We start from the raw sequence: 22138 nt of genomic DNA, 5'->3' as shown, positions 1-22138 counted from the left end.
CAACAGCAACAGCAACAGCAACAGCAACAGCAACAGCAACAGCAACAGCAACAGCAACAGCAACAGCAACAGCAACAGCAACAAAAGTCTCAAAACGAAGGGAAAGAAGCGCAAGGACAACAGTCACAAAATCAGCAAGATTCTGAAAATAAAAAAGAAAAACAAAAAACGGAACAACATCAACCGCAACGAGATGACAAGCAAGTGAAGGATCAAGGTGAACCAATACAGGCTAAAGCGCATCCCGAAAAAATGCATCAGGATGATCCTGAGTTCCGTCGACTAGAAGCAGTAGAAAGTGCTCGCGACCCAAGCTTTTTGATCCGTGCGCAAATGCAACTTCAAGCGCAACAAAAACAACCTCCACAACAATCTCAAAAGGAGTGGTAAGCCTGTGATGAACAAAGGCGTAAAACTGGTCTTTATTTTTGTGGCCAGCCTAATATCCAGTTTCTCGGTGATGGCACAGACACTTCAAGCTAGTGTGAATAAAACACAAGTAGCCAAGAATGAAGTGATTAACCTCAGAATCATTTCAGATACTGAGCTCAGCTCAGACTCAATCGACTTCAATGTTCTAGAGAAAGACTTCTTCTTAGGTCAACCTCGTTATGGCCGCTCTAGCAATAACATTAACGGAAGAAAATCAGTGCGTACCGAGTGGAGTATCTCAATTGCACCAATGAAAGAAGGTGTTCTGACTATTCCAAGTTTTTCCGCTGATGGCATGAAAACGGAGCCGATCAAACTACGTGTCAACGCGAGCCAAACAGACCCCAATCTTGATGATCTATTTAGCTTCAATATTACGGTCGACAACAGTACGCTCTACCCTCAGCAATCTGCAACATTACGTATACAACTTCTAATTAAAGCGGACACTCGACGCCTAGATAACCCGCAAATAGTACCTCCGCAGATTGAAGGCATGAAGCTTGAGGCACTGGGTGGCTTACAACAAAGACAGAGGATCTTAAATGGGTTAGAAGTAGCGGTCATAGAGCAGTCGTTTCGCTTAACGGCCAATCAACCAGGCACTTATACCTTGATAGGTCCTAAACTGACCGGTTCTTATATTTATGGCGACAGCTTGACGGGCTCAACCAAAATAATGCCTATCAACACCAAAGCGGAACGCATGCCAATCACGGTCAAACCGATTCCGAGCGAATTTAAAGGTGAATGGCTTCCTGCTTCAGCGTTAGAAATGACACAGAGCTGGCAAGACGATCAAGGTAATCTATTGTCGACTAACGCGATCAACACAGTAAAACAAGGCTCTTCACTCACTCGAACCATTCAAGTTAAGGCTCGCGGTACACAAGCCGAATATCTGCCACGAGTCAATATTAGTTACCCGAGTTCACTGCGCGTGTATCCCGAACAACCTAAGTTCGATAGCGCGAGAGATGGCACCGTTACCATGACGGTGAAGCAAGTCATTATTCCTACAGAGGCCGGGAAATATACCTTACCAGGATACGACTTGAACTGGTGGGACAGTCAAAATGATGAAGCGAAGAAAACAACGTTACCAGAGCTAACATTAGACGTAGAGAAAAATGACACTGGGCTAATCACGTTGCCGGAATCGCCTCTTTCAGCGCCTTTAGTGTCAGCCCCTAGTCCTGAATCAAGCGGCGATGTAAACAGTCTCTGGCGAACATTAACCTTTGTTTTCTTAGGGCTTTGGATAATGACATTGGGAATCACTATTTGGGCATGGAAAAAGCGGTCAATAACAGCGAGTGGAACGGTTTCAAATACTGAACAACCACTTTGCATCGACGCGCTAAAAAAAGTCATCGAAGAGGGCGATGCTGCGAAAATTGAACGCTCTGTAAATGAGTATTTAACCACTCATCAAGACAGGCTAAACCCTGGCGACGTACAAGCAATTAAGCAAGAGCTTAATGCCATGAATCAAGCGTATTTTAGTGCCAACCAACAACCTTGGAGCCCTGATTCGCTGCTAGCGAAAATTCAAAACCTTGGCAAAGCAAACGTAACGAAAACCGACCACCAACTCGAAAAGCTATAAATAACTAGATAACAATGGCAGCTCTCATGAGCTGCCCATTATCTTATGCGGTCAGATTTGCTTTAGCGGTTTTATCTAGAGCACCAACCGCCACCTATTCCCTATCAAGTTGCTCTTATGAACATCACTTACTCAACAAACACTTGGGGCTCGTATTCGTATCGCCTTACACAATTTCGCCCATGATTCTTCGCTTGATAGAGTGCCTTATCCGACAACTGATATAAATGGTCGAAATTAAAGTCTTTGCCTTTCGCTTTATAACAAGAGTAACCGACTGAAACGGTAAGTAACTCTCCTTCTGGGTTATGTCGATGCTTTATCCCCTCGCCCTCGATACATTGACGAATGCACTCTGCTCTCAGTCGAACCTCCTCTTGATCAGAACCAATCATGAGCAACGCAAACTCCTCACCTCCGATACGGCAAAAAACTTCATCTTCACCTTTGGTATGATGATCCAAGATATAGCCAATTCGCATCAATGCGATATCGCCTTCGAGATGACCATAGTGATTATTGAATAAGCCAAAATGGTCAATATCAATCAGGATCAGGCCAAACGACATGTCGTCTTCACACTCTAGGGCACAATATTTTTGCATCACATGTTCTAACATGCGGCGATTACCAAGACGCGTCAAAGGATCGAGCTTAGAAAGTACCTCAAGCTGTCGATTGGCTTCCTCCAACTCTTTTGTTCGGTTCTGAACCTCCAGCTCTAAGTTTTCGTTTAATTCGCGAATAGCCTCTTGAGCTTGAGTACGTTGCAATACTTCAGCTAAGCTGGACGCGAACATACGAATCACTTCACGTAACTGAGAAGTTAACGGCGCACGTGTCAGCAAATTATCAACAGCGATAAAAGCGATAGGACCACTGCTATTTGAAGTCAATACCGTCATCGCAGCCCAACCAAAGCCAACAATATTACAGTCATGATAAATAGGCACTGATTCTTCAAATGCGACTTCGTTTGGCATTGAGCGAGCCAAATTTATAAGAGAGAAATCTTGGGTTTCGCCAAAGAAGTAAGATTCATCCACCACGTTACCTTGAATATCGGTACCCCACGTTCCTTGCATGTAAGAGCAATTTTCATCAGTTAAAAACACCGCCATTCGATCAATACCAAGATTTTTAATGGCGAAAGTGACGGCCGATTTACATACTCCGCTGACAGTAGTGCAACGTGATAACTCAACCATGCTTGAATGCAACATGCGTACGTTTTGTTCTTGGCGCTTACGAATGTAAATTTGAGAGAAGAGTGAACCAAACGAGTCCAACATCTGTTTTTGATATGCCGTTATCGGCTTACGATGAATAAAGTTATCTAGCGCGAACCACCCAAACGGTTCATTGCCATCGCGTAAAATCAACATCGCATTCCAGCCCTGCCCGATGACCTTGCCTGCTGTGTATATTGGCGCGTCTTCTACAATCACTAAGTTGCTCTCGAGGCTAGATAACGCGGTGATATACTCCTCGCTAAGTTGGTGTAAATCGTATTGTGTGTGAAATTCATCAATCGTAATTCCTGACTCATCCGTGCCGTATGTACCACTGAAGCTGCGCTTTTTCATATCGAGAAGCATCAGTGTAGAGCGATCAAACCCAAGTCGTTCACGTAACGCTTCGACGGCTTTGTAGTACAAGTCCTTTAAAGAATCAGGATTAGAGATTTCGAGTGCAACTTGCTGAACTAACTTCATATTTTCGATAAAGCGCTCGCGTTGGCTAATCTCATCAACATATTGCGCTTCACGAATATCTCTGTGCCTAATCTCTTTCGAGGCATTTTTTTCAGCACGAATACATTGCCAACGCGCCGCTGCGAGTTGCATTGCGTCGTAACTTTCTTCATAGATATTATGTGCTGTGCGAGCATGTACAGATTGAATCAGTAGGTAGGTACGTTTGATAGGCGTGTTGTCGAGCATCATGATGTAACTGTCACCCCCTAAATCTCGGGTGTGATTCCAGTTACAAGTGTTGATCGCCAGAGGTATGATGCTTTCAGAGGTATCAAACTGACTTGCCCACTCCCAGAATGTCTCAGGATAGTTTTGGGTTGGGTAAAGCTCTCCGCGAGAGAAGCTCATCGAATGACGAGGGTTAATTGAAGGATCTTCAAAAATAGCGAGGGCTTGAGGGGAGAACAGACTCTCTAAATGATCAAAGATTGCCTCCGCTAGCAACCGATGGTCCCTCGTTGAAGACACTTTTCTTGTAAAACTTCTTAAACTCACCCTACCAACCTAATCTACTTTTTTATCCTCGATAAAAAACTACTTAGGCCATGATATGCAATCAATACGTTCAAATTTGAGCTGTTAAGTCATTCGCAAAATTATCAGACTTAGTGTTACATTCGAGAACTCTTCAGCACTTTTAAAGCCATGTTTCACATAAGTTACATGCTTTATAAACTGGGGAGGAAAGTTGTACTTATTTACAAGATTTTTGTGTTGGTAGATGTTTTAAGCCTACGACTTAAAAAGAAAAAGGCCCCTCATCAAGAGGGGCAAAGTTACCATCGCTTATAGTTATTTAGTTATGCTTGTAAATACGGTGGATTAACCGAAATCACCATTTACGTAGCCTTGAGTACGGTCGTCTTGAGGGTTGCTAAAGATCACTTGCGTATCGTTGTGCTCAACCAGTTCACCCATTAGGAAAAACGCAGTGCGGTCAGAGATACGACGCGCCTGTTGCATTGAGTGAGTCACGATAACGATGGTGTAGTTCTTCTTTAGCTCTTCCATCAGTTCTTCGATTTTGTGTGTCGCAATTGGGTCAAGTGCCGACGTTGGTTCATCCATCAGAATCACATCAGGCTCCATCGCGATTGTACGTGCAATACATAAACGTTGCTGCTGACCACCAGAAAGACCGAATGCGTGTGATTTAAGGCGATCTTTCACCTCATCCCAAAGTGCAGCACCGCGCAGCGAACGCTCTACCACTTCATCAATTGTCTTTTTGTCTTTGATACCTTGAGCACGTAAGCCGTAAGCCACGTTCTCGTAAATGCTCATCGGGAATGGGTTTGGCTTTTGGAATACCATGCCGACTTTGATGCGAAGGTCAGCAACATCAATGTTGCCGTAAATATCTTCGCCGTCCATCGCCAATTTACCTGTAATTTTCACGCCTTCGATTAGGTCATTCATTCGGTTCAAACAGCGTAGAAGCGTTGATTTTCCGCAACCTGACGGGCCGATAAGTGCAGTTACTTGGCGAACTGGAATTGGTAAGTTGATCGATTTCAGTGCTTGGTTGTCACCGTAGAATAGGTCTAGGTTTTCAATATCAAATTTGTTCATTGTCTTAATCTCTTAATTCTTGAATTCGTGTCTTTTAACGTGCGTTCTTAATTAGTGTTGTTAGTAAGTTGCGGTGTTAAAACGTCTAGCAATCAGTTTCGTTACCATGTTGATCAAGAGAACAACTACGATAAGCACTGTTGCCGTACCGTAAGCCTGATTCCATTCTTCAACGGTAAACAGTTCGGTAGTCAGTTTGTATAGGTGAACGGTTAGCGTACGACCTGAATCCAATAAAGAATCAGGAATACGTGCAACCATACCTGCTGTCAGGAATACTGGAGCAGACTCACCAATGACACGACCAATACTTAGAATGACCGAGGTTAAGATACCTGGCATTGCGCTCGGAAGAATCAAACGCCAGATAGTGTAAATCTTAGAAGCACCGAGGCCATAAGAGCCTTCACGGTACGTTTGTGGTACTGCCATCAACGCTTCTTCCGTTGTACGGATGATAACTGGCAGGATTAGGATACTTAGCGTCAATGCACCCGACAGAATCGAGAAGCCAAGGCCAAGAATCGCCACGAAGAAAGTCATACCAAACAGGCCGAAAATGATCGACGGGATACCCGCCAATGACTCGGTACAGAATCGGATGATTTTCACCAAACGACTACCCACTTTCGCGTATTCGGTCAAGTAGATTGCCGTCATGATACCGAGTGGCGCTGCCACTGCGATAGAAGCGATAACCATGTAAATGGTCGCCACAATCATTGGGAAGATACCATGCTCTTCACCTGTGCGCGTATAGTTATCAGTAATGAAGTTCCAATCTACGTGTTGTAGACCGTTTGATAGGATGTACCAGATAATCCAGAACAAAAAACCTACCGTTAGTGCTGCCGAGATCCAGACAAATGCGTTAAAGACATTATCTTTGAACTGGCGTGCTTTTTTCAGTTTTGCGCGATCCATAATAGTCACCTTTAACGAGCGATTACTTCGCTTTTTCTCGGTTTAGGTACAGTAGTACAGCGTTCAACGACATGATGAAGACCAGAAGTACTACACCTGTAGCGTAAAGTGCGTTCGCGTGAACACCACTTGCGTAAGACATTTCAATAGCGATGTTTGCAGTTAGTGTACGAGCCGAATCAAGGATGCCTTCTGGCATTGCCGGCGCGTTACCCATAACCATGATAATCGCCATGGTCTCACCCAACGCACGACCGATACCCAGTATCACACCTGTCATGATGCCTGAGCGAGCCGCTGGAACGAGCAACTTAAAGATGGTGTAGATTTTCGATGCGCCCAGTGCCAAAGAACCTTCTTTATAAGTACGAGGGACAGCGCGGATAGACGTTTCAGATACCGTAATTACTGTTGGTAGAATCATCACACCAAGAACAATAATACCGGCCAAGATAGTGTTACCTGCAGGTACATCAAATACCTTCTGAATCAATGGAACGATAATAACCAGACCGAAGAAACCGTAGACCACTGAAGGAATACCGGCTAGCAGCTCAACCGCTGGACGGATAATGTCTGCTAATCGCTTTGGTGCGATTTCAGCGATAAAAATGGCGGTCAGAACACCAATTGGAACCCCAACAATGACAGCACCAGCCGTCGATACGATAGATGCCACAATCATGGTGGCGACACCGTAAAGCGCAGGTGGTAACCAGTTTTGTCCTAAGACAATGCCCGATACGCCTGCTTCTTGGAATGCCGGAATACTCTCTCGAACGATGAAGTATGCAATAACGGCTAATGAAACAATGCCGATTACGGCACTCGTTAGGAACAAGCCGTGGAAGATGCGCTCTTTCCAGTCTACACGACGCTTCTCGCGTAGGCCTGACTTGCTGATAGCTCTAGCGTCAGTATTCATAAGCTTTTCACTATTTGTTGCGATGGTCATTTAAAAATCTCACGGTTCTGGGCAATGCCGTTGAACACAATGGATAGAAAAGGCTCAGCCCTAAACGTTGGGCTGAGCAAACTTTAGAGTCCCAATGGGATTAGTTAACTGAGATGTAACCTTTTTGGTCAACTAGCGCTTGCGCTTCGTCAGTTAGCATCCAGTCTAGGAATTTTTGCGTTTCTGTTGATGGCTTGCCTTCTTTGTAAAGAACAAGGAATGGACGCGCTACTTTGTAAGAACCGTTTTTAACGTTAGCTACCGTTGCATCAACGCCGTCGATTGCTAGCGCATTAACAGTGTTGTCTACAGTACCAAGAGAAATGTAGCCGATTGCGTATGGGTTAGATGCAACCATTGTTTTCAGTGCGCCGTTACCGTTTGCAACTTGAGCACGTTGAGAGATAGCTGATACTTTCTTACCAGAAATCTTCATTTTTAGAGACATGATGTCTTCAAATGCGCCACGAGTACCAGAAGCCGTGTCACGAGTAATGGCTACGATTGGCTTGTCTGCACCACCGACTTCTTTCCAGTTTGATACTTCGCCTTTGTAGATTGCAGTCACTTGCTCGGCTGTTAGACCTGGCAGTTTGTTTTGTGGGTTAACAACCACTGCGATACCATCACGAGCAACCACTTCTTCGATTAGTGTTGATTCTTTTTCAGAGTCTTTTAGATTACGAGAAGACATACCAAGGTCTGCTGAACCATTTTTCGCTGCTTTTACACCAGCTGAAGAACCAGGACCTTGAACTTCGATAAATACGTTAGGGTTCTTCTTCATGTACGTTTCAGAGAAAACTTCCATCAGTGGAGTTACGCTGCTAGAACCCACTGCAGAGATAGTTTCTTTAGCAGAAACAGGAGTCACTGCCATTGCGCCTAGAAGTGCGATTGCACCGATTACTGTCTTTTTCATCACAATTTCCTTAAGTGGCTTTATTGCCGTTGTGTTTCACTTGAACGGTGCTCACTTTAGAATTTGAATATGACAGTTGTGTTTCACTTAGTTGAACCCTCTATGACACGTTGTCATTTCTAACTATTAATTCCGCGACTTATCCCTCTCTCAATTTGAACGTAACGTTTTTATAAGTTGCCTCATGTTCAAGATGATAACCCCATCGATTTTGGTACATTTCATAACAATTAGATATGAGTAACTCATTGATTTGGCGAATGTAACAATTAAAATCGAAATGCTTATTTATAAAAAAGATAATAATCAAACCGATAGAGGGTCAATCTCATGCGTCAATTTCTTAGTACGCTTTCTATTAAACTTCAGGTTTTTCTGCCTGTTCTATTCACAGTTATATTACTCATCATTGGACTGAGTGTCGGAATCGGTAAACTCGATCAAGCATTCAATAAGGTTTCGGCTTCCACCCATAAGCTAATCATTCACAAAGAGGAAATTAGCGGCATCGTAGACAACACTTACGCCATGCGCATCAAAGCCATTTATAGTCTATTTAGAGCCGAAGATGTTCAGTCTCTCAACCAAGAGCTTTCTGAGCGACAAAACAAAAACCGCGATTTTCTTAACTCCATCGACAATCTCCCTGGCGTTCAAAATGAAGTCAATGCTATGCGTAAGGCCATGAATCACTATGTTGATTTCACTCGCGTTACCATGACACCTCTGCTCACCACTAAACACTCTTCTGATTACACCACCTCTGATTTCAATCAAAAGTACGAATCTGCAATGGCTGAGTATCGATTAGCTGGCGAAGCGATGATCAACGCCATCGACAAACTATCTAAACAATTGAATCAAATCGTCACCGATGAAGTCGAAACGAATGGCGAACAACATTCAACCACGCTAACTTACAGCGCCGTCTCGCTTGCGGTGATCTTGAGTGCCGCTTCACTTATTAGTTGGGTACTCGCCAGCTACATCGTTGCGCCGATTCGTAACCTTCAAGTAACGATGCAGGAAGTCGCGAAGGGAAACCTACTAGTTAAGGCCGAAGCCATCGGGAAAAACGAAGTGTCTCAGCTGGCTCGAGATGTAAACCAGACCATAGAAAAACTGCGTGAAACTGTAAGCGCATTGGTTCGCATTAGTGAAGATGTGGCATCAGCATCAACCGAGTTAGCAACTGTTATGACTCAAAGCAGCGTCAACTCGGATCAAGAAAAGCAAGAAGTTGAGCAAGTAGCCTCGGCGATCAATCAGCTAGAGTCGACCGCAGCTGAAGTATCGACCAATGCACAAGAAGCCGATAGTGCATCAAATCAAGCACGTACGTTAACCTCACAAAGTATAAGCATGTTTGGGGAAAGTACTCGCGCAAGTGAAAAGATGGCGGAACAACTTAACGAAGCCGCTGCCGTCGTGACTTCGCTAAAAGAACAATCAGAACACATTGGTCGCGTGATCGAAGTGATTGAAGGTATTTCTGAGCAAACGAATCTACTTGCACTGAATGCAGCGATTGAAGCTGCACGAGCGGGCGAAAGTGGCCGAGGCTTTGCGGTAGTGGCCGATGAAGTACGTATGCTGGCAGCGCGAACTCAGGAGTCCACCAAAGAGATCCAAACCATTATAGAAGAGCTACAGCAACAATCTGGTCACGCAAATGAAAGTATGCATTCCAGCTTAGCCATGTTGTCAGACAACCAAGCTCTGATACAAGAAGTTAGCCAATCACTTGCTAATATCAGTAATGCTATCGCCGATCTGAACTCAATCAACACTCAAGTTGCAACCGCATCAGAAGAGCAGAAACAGGTCACGGCTGATATCAACAACAACTTAACGAATATCTATGAACTAGTGAGCCAGAACGTCACTGGCATTACGCAATCCGCCGCTGCCGCTCAAGAGCTTTCTGGCTTAGCGGAAAACCAAAAACATCAGCTTAAGCAGTTCCAAGTTTAAATTCTCTGCTCAACACGATAAGTTCCAAAGGTTAGAAAAGAAAAAGCTCCGCACTGGCGGAGCTTATTATAAAGGCAAAGCTATCAACCCTTATTAACGTAATAATTATTATTCATCTGTCACTAACAAGAGAGAACTTTTGAAACTTGAGTTTAACGGATCTCTATTGAAAACCTCACCATTAGTCGTATCAAAAGTTGCAACATGCTTACCGTCGCCATTAGGTGTGTTGCTCCAGACATAACGCCCTAGAACATCATCTCCATCTGTCAGACTATAGCCGCTAGCAAACCCTGTACTATTTATGGCTGGGCTGTGGCAAGCTCGCTCAGTTAGAGATACCAGCTCTTTGATATTTGCTAGTCGCCAATTTTTTTTGTCAGCAAAATTGTGAAGAGGATGGTTGCCGTCCTTATTACGAATTTGTTTGGCTGTGGAGAGAGCGAGTTGCCATGACATTGTAGATCGCGTCCCCTGGCATTCTTGATTTCCTACATTCCATGTCATACCAACTGGACAGCGCATCCATGTAAGACCTGTTTTTAAGTCAGTTACGGTACCGTTATCAGAATATGTATAACGCGTGTTAGGTGCCGTTTTAGCAAAGTCAGTAGAACACTCTTGTGCAGCCATTGCAGTTTGAGAAGCCAAAGCAAGAGATAGTACAGTTATTAATTTCTTCATCTTATTGGCCCTTTACTGCTACTAGACGGATTGGGAATTGGTATGAGTCATCGGCGTCTGCACTTGTGTTGCTTGAGCGAATATCGACGAGTGAAATAGTGCCTCTATCTACGCCCCGAGAGATAATTGCAGGAAAATAAACCTCAGCATCAACGAGCTGTGATGATGTATTCACAAACGTAAAGTCGCTATGCCAAAACGCACCATACTCTAAATAAGGACTGCCTATCGTTTGCTGTGGGAAGTATTTAACATTGAAACCATACACGTTGTGTGGCGCATATTCCTCGTTCGGAGCGAACAGTGTTTGTTCACCAAAGTCTAATAAGTCATATGTTTCACGGTAAGTAGGCAAGCGCCAACCAGTGATTCCACATAACGATTGTTTGTTTATGTACTCAACATATTGGCTAGTGGTACAAACTTCATCACCAGCGTCTTTACAACCTGCAAGCTCTACATCTTTGCTAAATGGCTTAAATGTTTCAGACTCAAACGCAAATAGGCGATCTTTAAATTGAACCGAGCTCGCATCCGCACTCTTATTTTCCCAAACAAGACCAGTACGCTCGTCCATAGTACAAGCCCACTCAGTCGCATCTGCAGCTAAAGCTGCACCTTGTGAATCTAGCTTAACGAACTTAAAGCCAGCGCCTGTCGACGTTTGCTTGTCCTCTTTATCGAAGCCGTATTCCGCATCTTGACCAGGGTAAGACGCTTGAACCTCTGCTACGTCTGCTGCTCCTTCAGCAAAATAAAGAACGGCGCCCGTATCGTTACTACCAACCGTTTGTTCAGCAACCGCTACAATTTCTTCAGCAAATGCACTCACTTCCACTTCAGACAGAAGATCAGAGGCCAATGATTTACCCTGGAAGCTAAGGCTTTGAGCAAGCAGCGCTACGCCTTGGGTCATTTGTTGTGGCTGCATTGCAGCTAATAGTGCAACCGTGTTTTGCTCTAGCTTATCTAGCTCGCTGGCTTCTGCGTTAGACATTACCGTTCCAGACAGAGAAACACCGGCATCGGTGAGTTGTGCTTTCACAATCTCTTCAGCTTGAGCAACGGTTTTACCGTCAATTACAAGACCCGCGAGCAACGTTGTTACACCATTGACCGTGTTGCCCGTTGCTAAATTTTGGCCCGGAGCCGCAAGACGCAACGTTTGGTTTGAACCTTGATCAACTTGAGCAAGAATGGTACTGGTTAGTACGTTTTTGTCGCTTGAAGTCAGGCTAAATTTACCGGCATTATCCGTTTTAGCACTCGGTTCAGTAGTATCACAAACGTAGTTTTGGTTTAAATCGATGCAGACTGGCGTATCAAGAAGTGTACCTGCAGAAACGATGGTGCCAGCTACATCATAGGTCGGTGCCGACGTGTCACCACCAGAACCTCCGCCACAGCCAGCAAGGGCTAGTGACATAGCAACGAAAGAATATTGAAACTTCATAGATTTTATCTTCTTTTGATTTTAATTAACGAGAGCGAATCACTCTCACCATTGAAAGCAGGAAAAGTCCTAACAAGGTCCAAGGCGAACCACTGCCACCTGAACCACCGCCACTGCTTTCTTTAGTGGTATCAGCACTACACTGATACTGAGCAAAGTGACTCACACCCCACTCTTTCAACACCCCAGAGTTCCCTGACACGCGGTCAGACACTTCGAGACGCCAAGTACCCCAACTCGGTTGACCGACAAGTGCTTGTAACTCCTCGTCATACTGAGCGGTGAAGTAACCTTTAAATCCTTTGGTATTGCTTGATTGATGGCTAAGTAGCACAACCGATTTGCCTTGTGGAGACACTAGCGTCACTTGCAGATCTTGCAGTGAGTCATGTTCGATGTTCAGGTAAACCGCAAACGAATCATCAATCGTGCGTGACTTGTCCGATAGCGTCTGAGAGAACAGTCTGTCGCCCTGCTCCGGTAAAGCGGAATTCACTGATTGAGGCTGGATATCGAGCTCTGGCGTACCATTAACCAGCATCACCTTTTCACTCCACTGGTGAGTCTTTAGGCCTTCAGCAAATTGATAATCCAATGAAATAGAGGAATCGAATTGCGTGCCACATGTTAGACCGCTTGGTAACGCCACCTTCATTGAGGTCGAGTCAGAAAGCGTTTCATCAAAGTCGAAAACAGATGCGTTGTTTAGCTGCCATTGTCCTTTGATGCTCGCTTCGCGGCCAGTTTGGCTCAGGCTCAAACCAACGTCTTGACCTTGTGCGATGTATCGAGCGTCATAGCGAACACGAAGAGGCGCTTTAAGTAAGTTGTGTCTGTTGAAGCTGTCCGTCAGGAATTGGGCGTAGTCTTTATTTGGGAACAAAGTTTTTGCGGCAAACACGGTCGATTCCGCCAGATCATGCATTTTCACGCCACGACCAATGCCGTACATGCCTTCAAGTACAATGGCGTCAAACTCGCGGAACACGTTATCGGTATCATCACCGTATCGTTCAACCGATGCTTTAAGTGCTTGGAACAGTGGCGTTGACCATAACTCGTCGCCTAGTTCACCGCCCACACTAACGTGCGCTGGATACTCTGAACCCTCGAAGTAACGAGCTCTTTGGTTCCATAAGCTACGAGTTGTTTTGCGTGTTCCGAACACACCGTCCCAGTTGAACACCGTATCTAACTCGAATTCTTGACCACGACGCGAAGCATCCAAATATTGAGTGCGGTAGCTCGCGCTGCCCGCCCAGTAATCAGCAAAACCTTCTGCGATAGCACCAGTGTGACCGTACGCCCAATCCGGTACAATTTGATAATGAATGCCATGCCCAAGTTCGTGTATCACGACATCAGCATCGACTGCATCCGGAGAAACACCACCGACACCCAGCATGAGTGCTTTCGGACCGTAATAGTAAGTAGAGTTATCTTTTGATAAACCGCGAGCATCAAAACGAAGCGGTTCATCAAACAAATCGTAAGTCAGGCTTGTCAGATATTGGATCGAGCTATCAAGATGATAAAAAGCCATCAACTGTGGAAACGCATTGTCACCAAACTCGGTACTTTGCATCTCATCAACACTGTCAAATGCTTGAACCCCTTCTGCGCTGAGAAAACCCAACGTATCAAGTACAGGCGCTTCACCAGGTGTCGGGGCTGCAAATAAGCCCGTCGCATCCACTTGCTTCAATCTTGGGTTAGACAAATAGAACTTACCGCCGGACTGTAAAACCTCAATCGGCTTGGTGACGTACTCGATCGGCTGAGGGTAATCGGATAGTGCTGACCACGTCGATTCTGGTGCCGCTTGCTGTTGCATGGTGCGAAGATCTGGGTTGAACAAAGAAACCTCAACATCAACCAGACTTCCAGAGCTCAAAGCAGGTGGCTCTTGTGCTTGCAGTTGGCGAGGTGATTCCAATTCCATTGCAACTGTTGGTTTGCCGTTACGAATGATCGTATCTTCAAGGCTCTTAAACACTCGCACAACGTGATGATTTTTATCGGTTGTTACTACGAGGGTGCGCTGTGCTTGATATTCACCGTTTACCCAAACATCAAAATTGTAATGCTCACCAAGCTGAGACTGGGTTTTGTAACGGAACTTAAACTCGCCCGCTTCCGAGTAGTGGCTGTCTAGATAAGTTTTCGCTTGCGCTTCATTCGTTACCACAGAGTCCGTTGCGGGATAATCCCACTCTGCAGCCTGTGCCGCAGGGGTACAAGCAATAAGCAGCGAAAACGCCAATGGTTTTAGCTTCATGATTTCGTCCTAGAATTCGTATTTTGCATTTAGCGTGAAGTAGCGCCCAGGCTCAGTTGAGTAACGCTTACTTTCCTCAGCGATACCCGCTACGTCTTGGTATCGGATGTATTCTTTGTCGAACAGGTTGATGATGTTTGCGCTAACACGAAGGTCTTTGGAAACGTGGTAAGTTGCGCCAATATCAAACGTATTCCACGCACTTGTCTGCGCGCACTCTGTCGCTAGACCAAGCGTGGTCTGGCATTTAGGAACGCGATCCATGGCCGCGGCCCAGTTCCAAGCCACGTAAGCATTGAAGTCTTGGTTGGCGTATTTCAGTTGAGCGTTACCTTCGAATGGCGTAATGCTTCGAACGTATTCGCCTTCCGCATCTTTGCCATCTACGTAGCCAAACTTGGTGCTGATGTTCCATCGCTTAGTGATCGCGTAACCTGCAGAAAGCTCTGCACCATACGTCTCGACACCATCGAGGTTTTGGTATTGTTTAATGTAATTACCATTGCTTGAGTCAAAGCCCGTGGTCACAACGTCGATGAAGTTTTCAAACTTGTTGTAGAACAAAGACGCATAGACATACGCACGACCGTTATCGAACTTGTTACCGATTTCAAATGAGTCGGAAGTTTCAGCTTCTAGATCCATGTTTGGTGCAATGACAAACGGCGTGAGCGGCACAAAGTCGTGGCTTACGAAGCCATACGCTTTATCGTATTCCGGAGCACGGTAACCATGGTTATAAGATACATAAGCAATGTTGTTGGCAAATACTTCACGAGAAACCGACAGACTTGGAGATACCTCTGAGCTATCCATGTCTTTTAATGGGAAGCCGCCCACTTCACCCGCACCGTCTGGCGTGAGACGGTGCGCATCAAAGCGTAGGCCACCTGTGATGGTCCATTTATCCAGTTCCACCATGTCTCGGACATACAAGCCAATGTTATAAGCACGAGCAGGAGCGAAAGGTTGTTTGGTCGAAGGTGTTACTCCGTTCCAATCAATCTTGGAGTCGCTATCTGTGCGTTCGTAATAGTCTGTAGAAAGCTCAACACCGTAAGCCAATTGGTGCTCAGCATTTGCTGCATAAATCGTATTGGTGAAATCGCCACGGAAGCCAATTGTTTCGTCAATGAAGGTTTTGTGTTCCAGCTCGCGACGCTTGGTGATCAAACCATTATGATCCACTTGGCGCATTAAACGGTTGGTGTCTTCCACCACTTCGGTGTGACGCCAGTAAACTTTGGTATCCAACTCTTCGAACCAAGTTGGATTAATCGGAGTCACCTCTGCACCAATATAAGCGCTGTACTCTTCTGTGGTCTCATCCTCAGCAAAGTCTTCAATATGCCAAATTCCATCAGGTTGAATGGACGGTGAACCCTCCAAACGCTCTTGGTTCTGGGTGTAGAGTTCCGCTTTGGCTTTCAACATCACCTCTTCATTGAAAAAGTGGTTGATCGTATAAGCACCGCTGTAACCATCGAGGTCGCGGTTATACAAATCTTCATCAAAGTTACGTGTCTCTTGTCCTTGCCAGTATGAAACGTTAAACAAACTCTCTGTATCACCGGAACGGAAAGCTAGATTACTCGTGCCTTTGTACTTGTTGCTGATATCGGTGTAAGTACCGGAAACATCGGTGTAGAAGTCTTTGTCTTTTAAGAAATCACCCGGCTGACTGGATTCTAAAATCACCACACCGCCGATCGCGCCAGAGCCATGCACCGAAGAACTTGCCCCTTTAATGATTTGCAGCGATTCAAAATTGGATAAATCAAAAGTATCTCGCCCAACGGCATCATTAATGTCATTCGCACCGAAGCCATCCGCAGAACGAATGCCATCACGAACGATCATAATGCGGTTACCCGTCATACCACGGATGGTAATGTTTTGCGGACGTCCTGCACCGCCCGTCACGCTTACACCAGGTTCGTTACGCAGCACGTCATATAGCTCGGTCTCGCCTCTTTCTTCGATTTGCTCGTTTGTGATAACCGCGACACTACCTGCCACTTTTGACAATGGCTGATCGATTTTATTGGCGGTTACCACCACCTCTTCCATTGAGAAAACCTTAGATTCGGCGTGCACTTGACTGGCAGCAAGTACCGAAAGTACTGCCGCTGACACTGGGGTAAGCTTCATTTACTGCTCCGCTTTAGATGTTTTAATGAGTGATAGTAGAAATGCGTATTCTTTTGCTTGTTGTTCTTGCGCTTGTCGTGGGTCCATTTGGTGGCCCGAATTAAAATCAGTTTGCAACAAGTACGGCCCGTTGCGCTCACTTAACGCTGAAACTTTAGCGAGATACTTTGCGCCTTCCCAATATGGCACGCGCTGATCGATTAAACCGACTTGAACCAACATGGGTGGGTAAGCGTCTTTATGGATATTGAGAATCGGATCGTACGCCTTCATTAACGCCAATTGTTCAGGTTTGGTTGGGTTACCCCATTCGCCATACTGCTGTGTGGTAAGCGGAAGTGAGGTATCCGACATACTTGCAACCACATCAACAAAAGGCACTTTAAGTACGACACCTGAAAACAATTTAGGATCTTGATTAACCGCTCCGGCCACCAACGTGCCACCAGCACTAGAACCGATGGCGAAAACCTCTCTATTGCCACGTTCGAATGTTTGCAGCGCCTTCGCGGCCGCGACAAAATCACCAATAGAATTGGCTTTTCGCACACCACGGCCTTGCTCGTGCCATTCATCGCCAAAGTACCCACCGCCACGGACATGGGCGATAGCGTAAATCACACCTTGGTCGAGTAAACTGATAACCTGAGGCATAAAGTACGGTTTCATCGTAAAACCATACGCGCCGTAACCGTAAATCATCACAGGAGATTGTGGGTGCAATTTGTCTTTGCGATACGCCAAAGAGACCGGGACAGAAACGCCGTCGTGCTTAATAAAAATACGTTGGGATACATAACGCTGACTATCAAAGTCTTGGTAAGCATCTTGAGAGTACAAGGATTTATTCAGCGTTTTTACATCGAACTCTTCCCACTGAGGAGGCGTAGTCATCGACATGCTTCGGATACGAATCTTGTTTGATTCAAAATCGCCCAACGTGCTTAGCCAAGCGACATGACCATCGTGTTCCAATGGCAGTATCACTTTTTCCTGACCTTGGTAAGAATACACCGTCAAAGTCGACACATTGTTTGGCTTGCTAAGTGCCACAACTCCTGCATCATAAAGGTAGAACTGTTCAAGCGGCTCACGAGGATTGGTAAAGCGTTGCCATGTTGCGCCAAGCGGTGCGAGTTCGGCTTGGTAAAGGGCGAACTTTCCTTCAAGGTTGCTTTTCAGATAAATGTAACCTTTCGCCACATCCGCGTAATATTCCACACCCACTTCAGGCTTTCGCAATGAATCTGAGACAGTGCCCGTTTCTAGGTCGACAAGCTTCTGCTCTGTTGTTGACTCGTTGTTGCTTTGCAGCACAGCATAACGGCTATCTGCCGCACGATAGAAAGAAAGTAACCAATCTGACTTGGGTTCATTCCATAGGACTGTTTTTGCCAAAGATTCAGTGGAGATACGTAAGATCTGATGAGGTCGCTGAGTGCGCTTTTCTTTTGCAACGAGGAATGCCACTTTCCCGTTAGGTGACAACAATACGCCACTATCGACGTGCGTCGCCAGTTCCGTAGATTGACCGGAGAGTAAATCAACAACCACAGCACGATATTGTTCGCTGCCGTCGATATCTTCCGTGAAAAGTAGCGTGTCACCATTCACTTGCCATTGACCAAGTTGGTAGTACTGATGCGCAGATTGTCGTTCATCGAAATCGAACACCACGTTTTCTGGTGCATGTTGACTCGCACGGGATAACAGTAAGTAACGACCATCGCGACGCGTTAGCGTCCATTCTCTTCCACTCACGATCGACCATGGCTTATCACCTTTGTCTGCCACCATGGTATCCCACTGCGTGAGTAGGTTTTTTGTCAACGTCTGATAACTTTTTTGGTGCTGTTCAGTTTTGTGGTTTTGTTCTGTTAGGTAGGTAAGAACTCGCTCATCTTTACGAGCATCATCTCGAAGCCAGTTGAAATCATCAGCAGCAAAGCCAGAACTAGAGGTAATTATGAGCCCTAAAAAAACATGAGTAAATTTCATATAGAGAGCGAATTCATTTATAGGATTAATACAATGGCGCGTATTCTGCCCTTAAATAAAAATGAGATCAATTATCATTTTCATAATCATGTGCGATTTTTATCTAGTGTGTGAGGAAAAACGTTTGCTTTGACCGAGGTAATAAAACTTAATAACTTCCTAAATTAGCGTTCTATGCTGTTTATATACAACCAGATAAATATAAAAGCTGACAAACGAGTGAGTATGGAAAGACGCTATTTCACCTAGCGATAGACATAAAAAATCCGAGTGCGAACACTCGGATTTTTAAGAACTAAAATCAATGGGAAACTACAGCAGCTTTTACTCTTCAGAGCTCGGTGCCGCTGGTTTTTTCTTAGGGATGAAGACATCATCACCCACAGATACGTTTTTGTAGAAGCTCTTGTCACGCTTAGCTGGTTTTTTCGCCGATTTTTTCGCTTGAGGGCGAGCTTTCTTTGCGGTCGCTTTCTTATTGCGGAAATCTGGTTTAGGTGGCTTAAGACCTTTAAACTTACCTTTCAAATCTTCGAACACTGAAAACTCAAGATCTTGTTGTAGGTATGCTTCTACACGTTTAAAGCTATCCCAGTCTTTTGGACCAACAAGAGAGATTGCATCCCCTTTGTTTCCAGCACGACCAGTACGACCAACTCGGTGTACGTATTCTTCGGTATGCTTTGGCATATCGAAGTTGATGACGTGTGTCACAGTTGCAATATCCAAACCGCGGGAAGCAACATCAGTCGTTACAAGGATCTTAAATACTGCGCGCTCAAACTGACTCATAATGGTGTTACGTTGAGTCTGGTTCAAGTTACCACTTAGTGCTACAGCCTTCAGTTTCTTTTCGTTCAGCTTTTCTGTTAGTCGCTCAGTATCATCACGCGTTGCCGTAAAGATAATAACTTGACGGTATTCAGCCTCAGAAAGAACACGATCTAAAATTGCCTCTTTATGATCTAGGTGATCACACAAGTAAAATTTTTGCGTGATATCTTTATGTTCTTCGTTAGAAACGCCGATAGCAATTCGCTTTGGCGCATTGAGCATTTCAGCCGCGATTTCATTGACGTCTGCATGATCTAATGTCGCAGAGAACATCAACGTTTGACGACGTCGATGCTTGGCTGCTTTATGAATGCGACGAAGCTCTGGTGCAAAGCCCAAATCCAACATACGGTCTGCTTCGTCCAGAACTAGCGTTTCCAAACCATCCAGATAAAGCGAACGGTGCTCTAAGTGATCAGCCAAACGTCCTGGTGTCGCCACGATAAATTTCGGGTAACGACGCAGAGCTTTTACTTGATCGTTAAAGTTCTCACCACCCAAAATCAGTGCTGCTTCATAAGATAGGCCAGCTAGCATAGAACGAAGCTCACCATATACTTGTTTCGCTAGCTCACGAGTAGGAGCAAGGATAACCGCGCGAGGGTCTTTCGCAGAAAACGATTTTGTCTTTAAAGACTTATGAAGCATTGGCAATACAAACGCCAAAGTCTTGCCCGAACCCGTTTTCGAAGATGCCAATAGATCCTTGCCTGCAATCGCAACAGGAATCGCCTGCTGCTGAATGTCAGTCGCTTTTTTAAAATCGTAGTGTTTTAGGTTCTTCAACAATCGGTTGTCTAGGCCTAGATCTTTAAATTGCAAAGTATTCTCCAATAAATCAGTCAGCGTCTGAGCGCTCTGTAGTGTCGTTTCCGCTCTAACGCAGCAAAAAAATAAAGCTCGGTATAATACCGCAAATCATAGGAGTATAGATAGAGATCACACAAACTAATTCCCTGTGGTGACGGTAAAACATCATTTGTGGCTCAGTTCAGAGTAAACCCTAGCCTTTTTGATATGCATCTGAACGTGAAGTTCAGTGAAAGGCCTTTCAGATATGTCTTCTATTCTTCAACAAAACGACGTAAATAGCAGTTATTTGGGCCAATAAACTTTCATTTGTGTCAATATCGTCTAAATTATTGATATCAGGAACGTGGCAAATACACCTGCTATGAAAACTGTTGTGAGAGCGAGGGAGAAGATAGACTATTCACCTTTGTTAAGCTCAGGTAAAAGTTGACGTCAGGTACTCCATGAAATTCTTGGGTTTTTTTGACTTTTGCTACATCATGTACTGATAAAATGTAACCACATTTAACCTCGCTACTGTATAAAATAATAGTTGGTGGCGAGACTTTCACTATAAGCAAGGAGTTCTTATATGAACAAAACGTTGATCGCAGCTGCAGCAACTTCAGTACTTCTACTAGCCGGTTGTGCTTCTTCTGATGACGCAGCAACAGCAAATGCAGCAAAATTAGACGAACTAAGCAACCAAGTTAGCCAACTAAGCCAAGACGTACAAGCTCTTCAATCTGACGTTCAAAAATCAGGCGCAGCAGCAATGGCTGCTCAAGAAGAAGCTGAGCGTGCTAACGAGCGTATCGATAACATCGCTCAGTCTTACACTAAGTAAGATTTGATACCGCGTCTTAACGCCCGTTAAGGCGCGGTTATTTCAACAGGAACCCCATTCTGTGCAGCAATTGCTGCTTTAGCCTTCACGTTTTTCATACCGAATTCATCCAGCCACCACTTTAACTCTTTCGGCACTTTGAGTTCATCTTTCTCGCCATTACTACGAGTCAAAGGCTCATGTGCTTCTAAGAACACACTTCTGTCAGGTTCAAGTGTCATTTTGATAGGCTGATTAATGATGTTAACGTCTTCGCCGTTACGAACCTTGTCAAATAACCACTCAATGTCACTTGGGTCCATACGAATACAACCCGCGCTGACTCGCATACCAATCCCAAAGTCCTTGTTGGTACCATGAATTAGGTATTCGCCATTCCCGTAAGCTAAACGCAATGCAAACATACCAAGTGGATTATCAGGCCCCGCAGGAACAACGGCTGGTAGGTCAATGCCCTTTGCTTTGTACTCGGCACGAATAGAGGCTGGAGGAGTCCATGTAGGGTTCGGTCGTTTTTGGCTGATACGCGTTGTCATTACTGGGGTATCGCGCCCTATTCGGCCAATTCCGACAGGAAATACATGGACAATATCTTCTCCTTTCGGAAAGTAATACAAGCGCAGCTCGGCTAGATTAATAACGATACCTTTATAAGGTACGTCTGGGAGGATTAGCTGTGTCGGAATAGTAAGAACATGCCCCTCTTCTGGTAAGAAGGGATCCACGCCTTTGTTTGCGGCCATTAAACCTAGCATACCCACATCGTAGAGCTTAGCGATATTTGCCATGGTTTCGCCTTCTTGCACGACGTGGTTTTCAAGGCGACCAATTAAACGGCTTCCATCCTCTGGTAATTCGTACATCTTAGCGAATGATAGACCACTCACTAAAGATAACGACACAGATAGCAGGGTACGTTTTGCGAAACTCATTGATCGCTTTTTGCTAAGCATTTC

Annotated in this window: 15 protein-coding genes and 1 pseudogene; 4 read left to right on the top strand and 12 right to left on the bottom strand. The window is 45.0% G+C overall.

The features are described 5' to 3' along the window. Positions 1 to 390 (top strand): annotated as a pseudogene (locus R7O03_RS03315) (hypothetical protein); the annotation flags it as partial. A 4-nt stretch (positions 391 to 394) separates the two neighbouring features. Beyond that, entirely contained in the window at positions 395 to 2041 is a 1647-nt protein-coding gene (locus tag R7O03_RS03310) for a BatD family protein (RefSeq protein WP_318131469.1), read from the top strand. Positions 2042 to 2169: 128 nt separating this feature from the next. Here the strand turns inward: R7O03_RS03310 and R7O03_RS03305 are convergent, their stop codons facing one another. From R7O03_RS03305 to R7O03_RS03285, 5 genes are all read right to left on the bottom strand, one after another. Next, positions 2170 to 4293 carry a GGDEF domain-containing protein gene (locus R7O03_RS03305; RefSeq protein ID WP_170889984.1) on the bottom strand — a complete coding sequence of 708 codons (2124 nt, stop codon included), beginning with the start codon at positions 4291 to 4293 and terminating at the stop codon, positions 2170 to 2172. Between the two features lie 327 nt (positions 4294 to 4620). Beyond that, entirely contained in the window at positions 4621 to 5370 is a 750-nt protein-coding gene (gene pstB, locus R7O03_RS03300; protein WP_005375156.1) for a phosphate ABC transporter ATP-binding protein PstB, read from the bottom strand. Positions 5371 to 5430: 60 nt separating this feature from the next. After that, positions 5431 to 6294, bottom strand: coding sequence for a phosphate ABC transporter permease PstA (gene pstA / locus R7O03_RS03295; protein WP_005383923.1), 864 nt, complete (start codon positions 6292 to 6294; stop codon positions 5431 to 5433). A 22-nt stretch (positions 6295 to 6316) separates the two neighbouring features. After that, positions 6317 to 7249 (bottom strand): phosphate ABC transporter permease subunit PstC, encoded by a 933-nt coding sequence (gene pstC / locus R7O03_RS03290; protein ID WP_005375154.1) that lies wholly within the window; start codon positions 7247 to 7249, stop codon positions 6317 to 6319. A gap of 100 nt (positions 7250 to 7349) precedes the next feature. Beyond that, complete coding sequence (locus tag R7O03_RS03285) at positions 7350 to 8171, bottom strand: phosphate ABC transporter substrate-binding protein (protein WP_005375153.1); 822 nt, start codon at positions 8169 to 8171, stop codon at positions 7350 to 7352. A 330-nt stretch (positions 8172 to 8501) separates the two neighbouring features. Here R7O03_RS03285 and R7O03_RS03280 point away from each other — a divergent pair, with 330 nt between their 5' ends. Further along, positions 8502 to 10145, top strand: a complete 1644-nt coding sequence (locus R7O03_RS03280; RefSeq protein ID WP_318131467.1) for a methyl-accepting chemotaxis protein — start codon at positions 8502 to 8504, stop codon at positions 10143 to 10145. Positions 10146 to 10253: 108 nt separating this feature from the next. On the opposite strand, the gene R7O03_RS03275 is transcribed toward R7O03_RS03280, so the two are convergent. The 6 genes from R7O03_RS03275 to R7O03_RS03250 all read right to left on the bottom strand — a co-directional run bounded on the left by R7O03_RS03275 (position 10254) and on the right by R7O03_RS03250 (position 20377). Beyond that, positions 10254 to 10829 carry a DUF1566 domain-containing protein gene (locus tag R7O03_RS03275; RefSeq protein ID WP_053307911.1) on the bottom strand — a complete coding sequence of 192 codons (576 nt, stop codon included), beginning with the start codon at positions 10827 to 10829 and terminating at the stop codon, positions 10254 to 10256. A 1-nt stretch (position 10830) separates the two neighbouring features. Next, entirely contained in the window at positions 10831 to 12282 is a 1452-nt protein-coding gene (locus tag R7O03_RS03270; RefSeq protein ID WP_318131465.1) for a DUF1566 domain-containing protein, read from the bottom strand. A gap of 25 nt (positions 12283 to 12307) precedes the next feature. After that, a complete protein-coding gene (locus R7O03_RS03265; RefSeq protein ID WP_238975565.1) occupies positions 12308 to 14560 on the bottom strand; it encodes a proprotein convertase P-domain-containing protein in 2253 nt (750 codons plus the stop codon). Positions 14561 to 14569: 9 nt separating this feature from the next. Continuing rightward, positions 14570 to 16711, bottom strand: a complete 2142-nt coding sequence (locus tag R7O03_RS03260; protein WP_238975567.1) for a TonB-dependent hemoglobin/transferrin/lactoferrin family receptor — start codon at positions 16709 to 16711, stop codon at positions 14570 to 14572. Beyond that, positions 16712 to 18709, bottom strand: coding sequence for a prolyl oligopeptidase family serine peptidase (locus tag R7O03_RS03255; RefSeq protein ID WP_318131462.1), 1998 nt, complete (start codon positions 18707 to 18709; stop codon positions 16712 to 16714). It lies immediately after the preceding gene. Positions 18710 to 19033: 324 nt separating this feature from the next. After that, the gene (locus R7O03_RS03250; protein WP_262635943.1) at positions 19034 to 20377 is read right to left on the bottom strand and encodes a DEAD/DEAH box helicase; all 1344 of its coding nucleotides are present in this window, start codon (positions 20375 to 20377) and stop codon (positions 19034 to 19036) included. Between the two features lie 550 nt (positions 20378 to 20927). Here R7O03_RS03250 and R7O03_RS03245 point away from each other — a divergent pair. Then, positions 20928 to 21182 (top strand): Lpp/OprI family alanine-zipper lipoprotein, encoded by a 255-nt coding sequence (locus R7O03_RS03245; protein WP_005375145.1) that lies wholly within the window; start codon positions 20928 to 20930, stop codon positions 21180 to 21182. Between the two features lie 26 nt (positions 21183 to 21208). Here the strand turns inward: R7O03_RS03245 and R7O03_RS03240 are convergent, their stop codons facing one another. Next, positions 21209 to 22135, bottom strand: a complete 927-nt coding sequence (locus R7O03_RS03240; protein WP_005383933.1) for a L,D-transpeptidase family protein — start codon at positions 22133 to 22135, stop codon at positions 21209 to 21211. Positions 22136 to 22138 lie beyond the last annotated feature (3 nt).

Source organism: Vibrio sp. Vb2960, from assembly GCF_033337665.1.
In the GTDB taxonomy this organism is placed as follows: Bacteria; Pseudomonadota; Gammaproteobacteria; order Enterobacterales; family Vibrionaceae; genus Vibrio; species Vibrio alginolyticus.
Note: the sequence above shows the minus strand (reverse complement) of the source record. Positions and strands in the feature narration are given on the sequence as shown.

Coding starts and splice junctions, on each gene's coding strand:
- pstB (WP_005375156.1), bottom strand. CDS start 5,370: ATGAACAAATTTGATATTGAAAACCTAGACCTATTCTACGGTGACAAC.
- pstA (WP_005383923.1), bottom strand. CDS start 6,294: ATGGATCGCGCAAAACTGAAAAAAGCACGCCAGTTCAAAGATAATGTC.
- pstC (WP_005375154.1), bottom strand. CDS start 7,249: ATGACCATCGCAACAAATAGTGAAAAGCTTATGAATACTGACGCTAGA.
- R7O03_RS03285 (WP_005375153.1), bottom strand. CDS start 8,171: ATGAAAAAGACAGTAATCGGTGCAATCGCACTTCTAGGCGCAATGGCA.
- R7O03_RS03280 (WP_318131467.1), top strand. CDS start 8,502: ATGCGTCAATTTCTTAGTACGCTTTCTATTAAACTTCAGGTTTTTCTG.
- R7O03_RS03275 (WP_053307911.1), bottom strand. CDS start 10,829: ATGAAGAAATTAATAACTGTACTATCTCTTGCTTTGGCTTCTCAAACT.
- R7O03_RS03270 (WP_318131465.1), bottom strand. CDS start 12,282: ATGAAGTTTCAATATTCTTTCGTTGCTATGTCACTAGCCCTTGCTGGC.
- R7O03_RS03265 (WP_238975565.1), bottom strand. CDS start 14,560: ATGAAGCTAAAACCATTGGCGTTTTCGCTGCTTATTGCTTGTACCCCT.
- R7O03_RS03260 (WP_238975567.1), bottom strand. CDS start 16,711: ATGAAGCTTACCCCAGTGTCAGCGGCAGTACTTTCGGTACTTGCTGCC.
- R7O03_RS03255 (WP_318131462.1), bottom strand. CDS start 18,709: ATGAAATTTACTCATGTTTTTTTAGGGCTCATAATTACCTCTAGTTCT.
- R7O03_RS03245 (WP_005375145.1), top strand. CDS start 20,928: ATGAACAAAACGTTGATCGCAGCTGCAGCAACTTCAGTACTTCTACTA.
- R7O03_RS03240 (WP_005383933.1), bottom strand. CDS start 22,135: ATGCTTAGCAAAAAGCGATCAATGAGTTTCGCAAAACGTACCCTGCTA.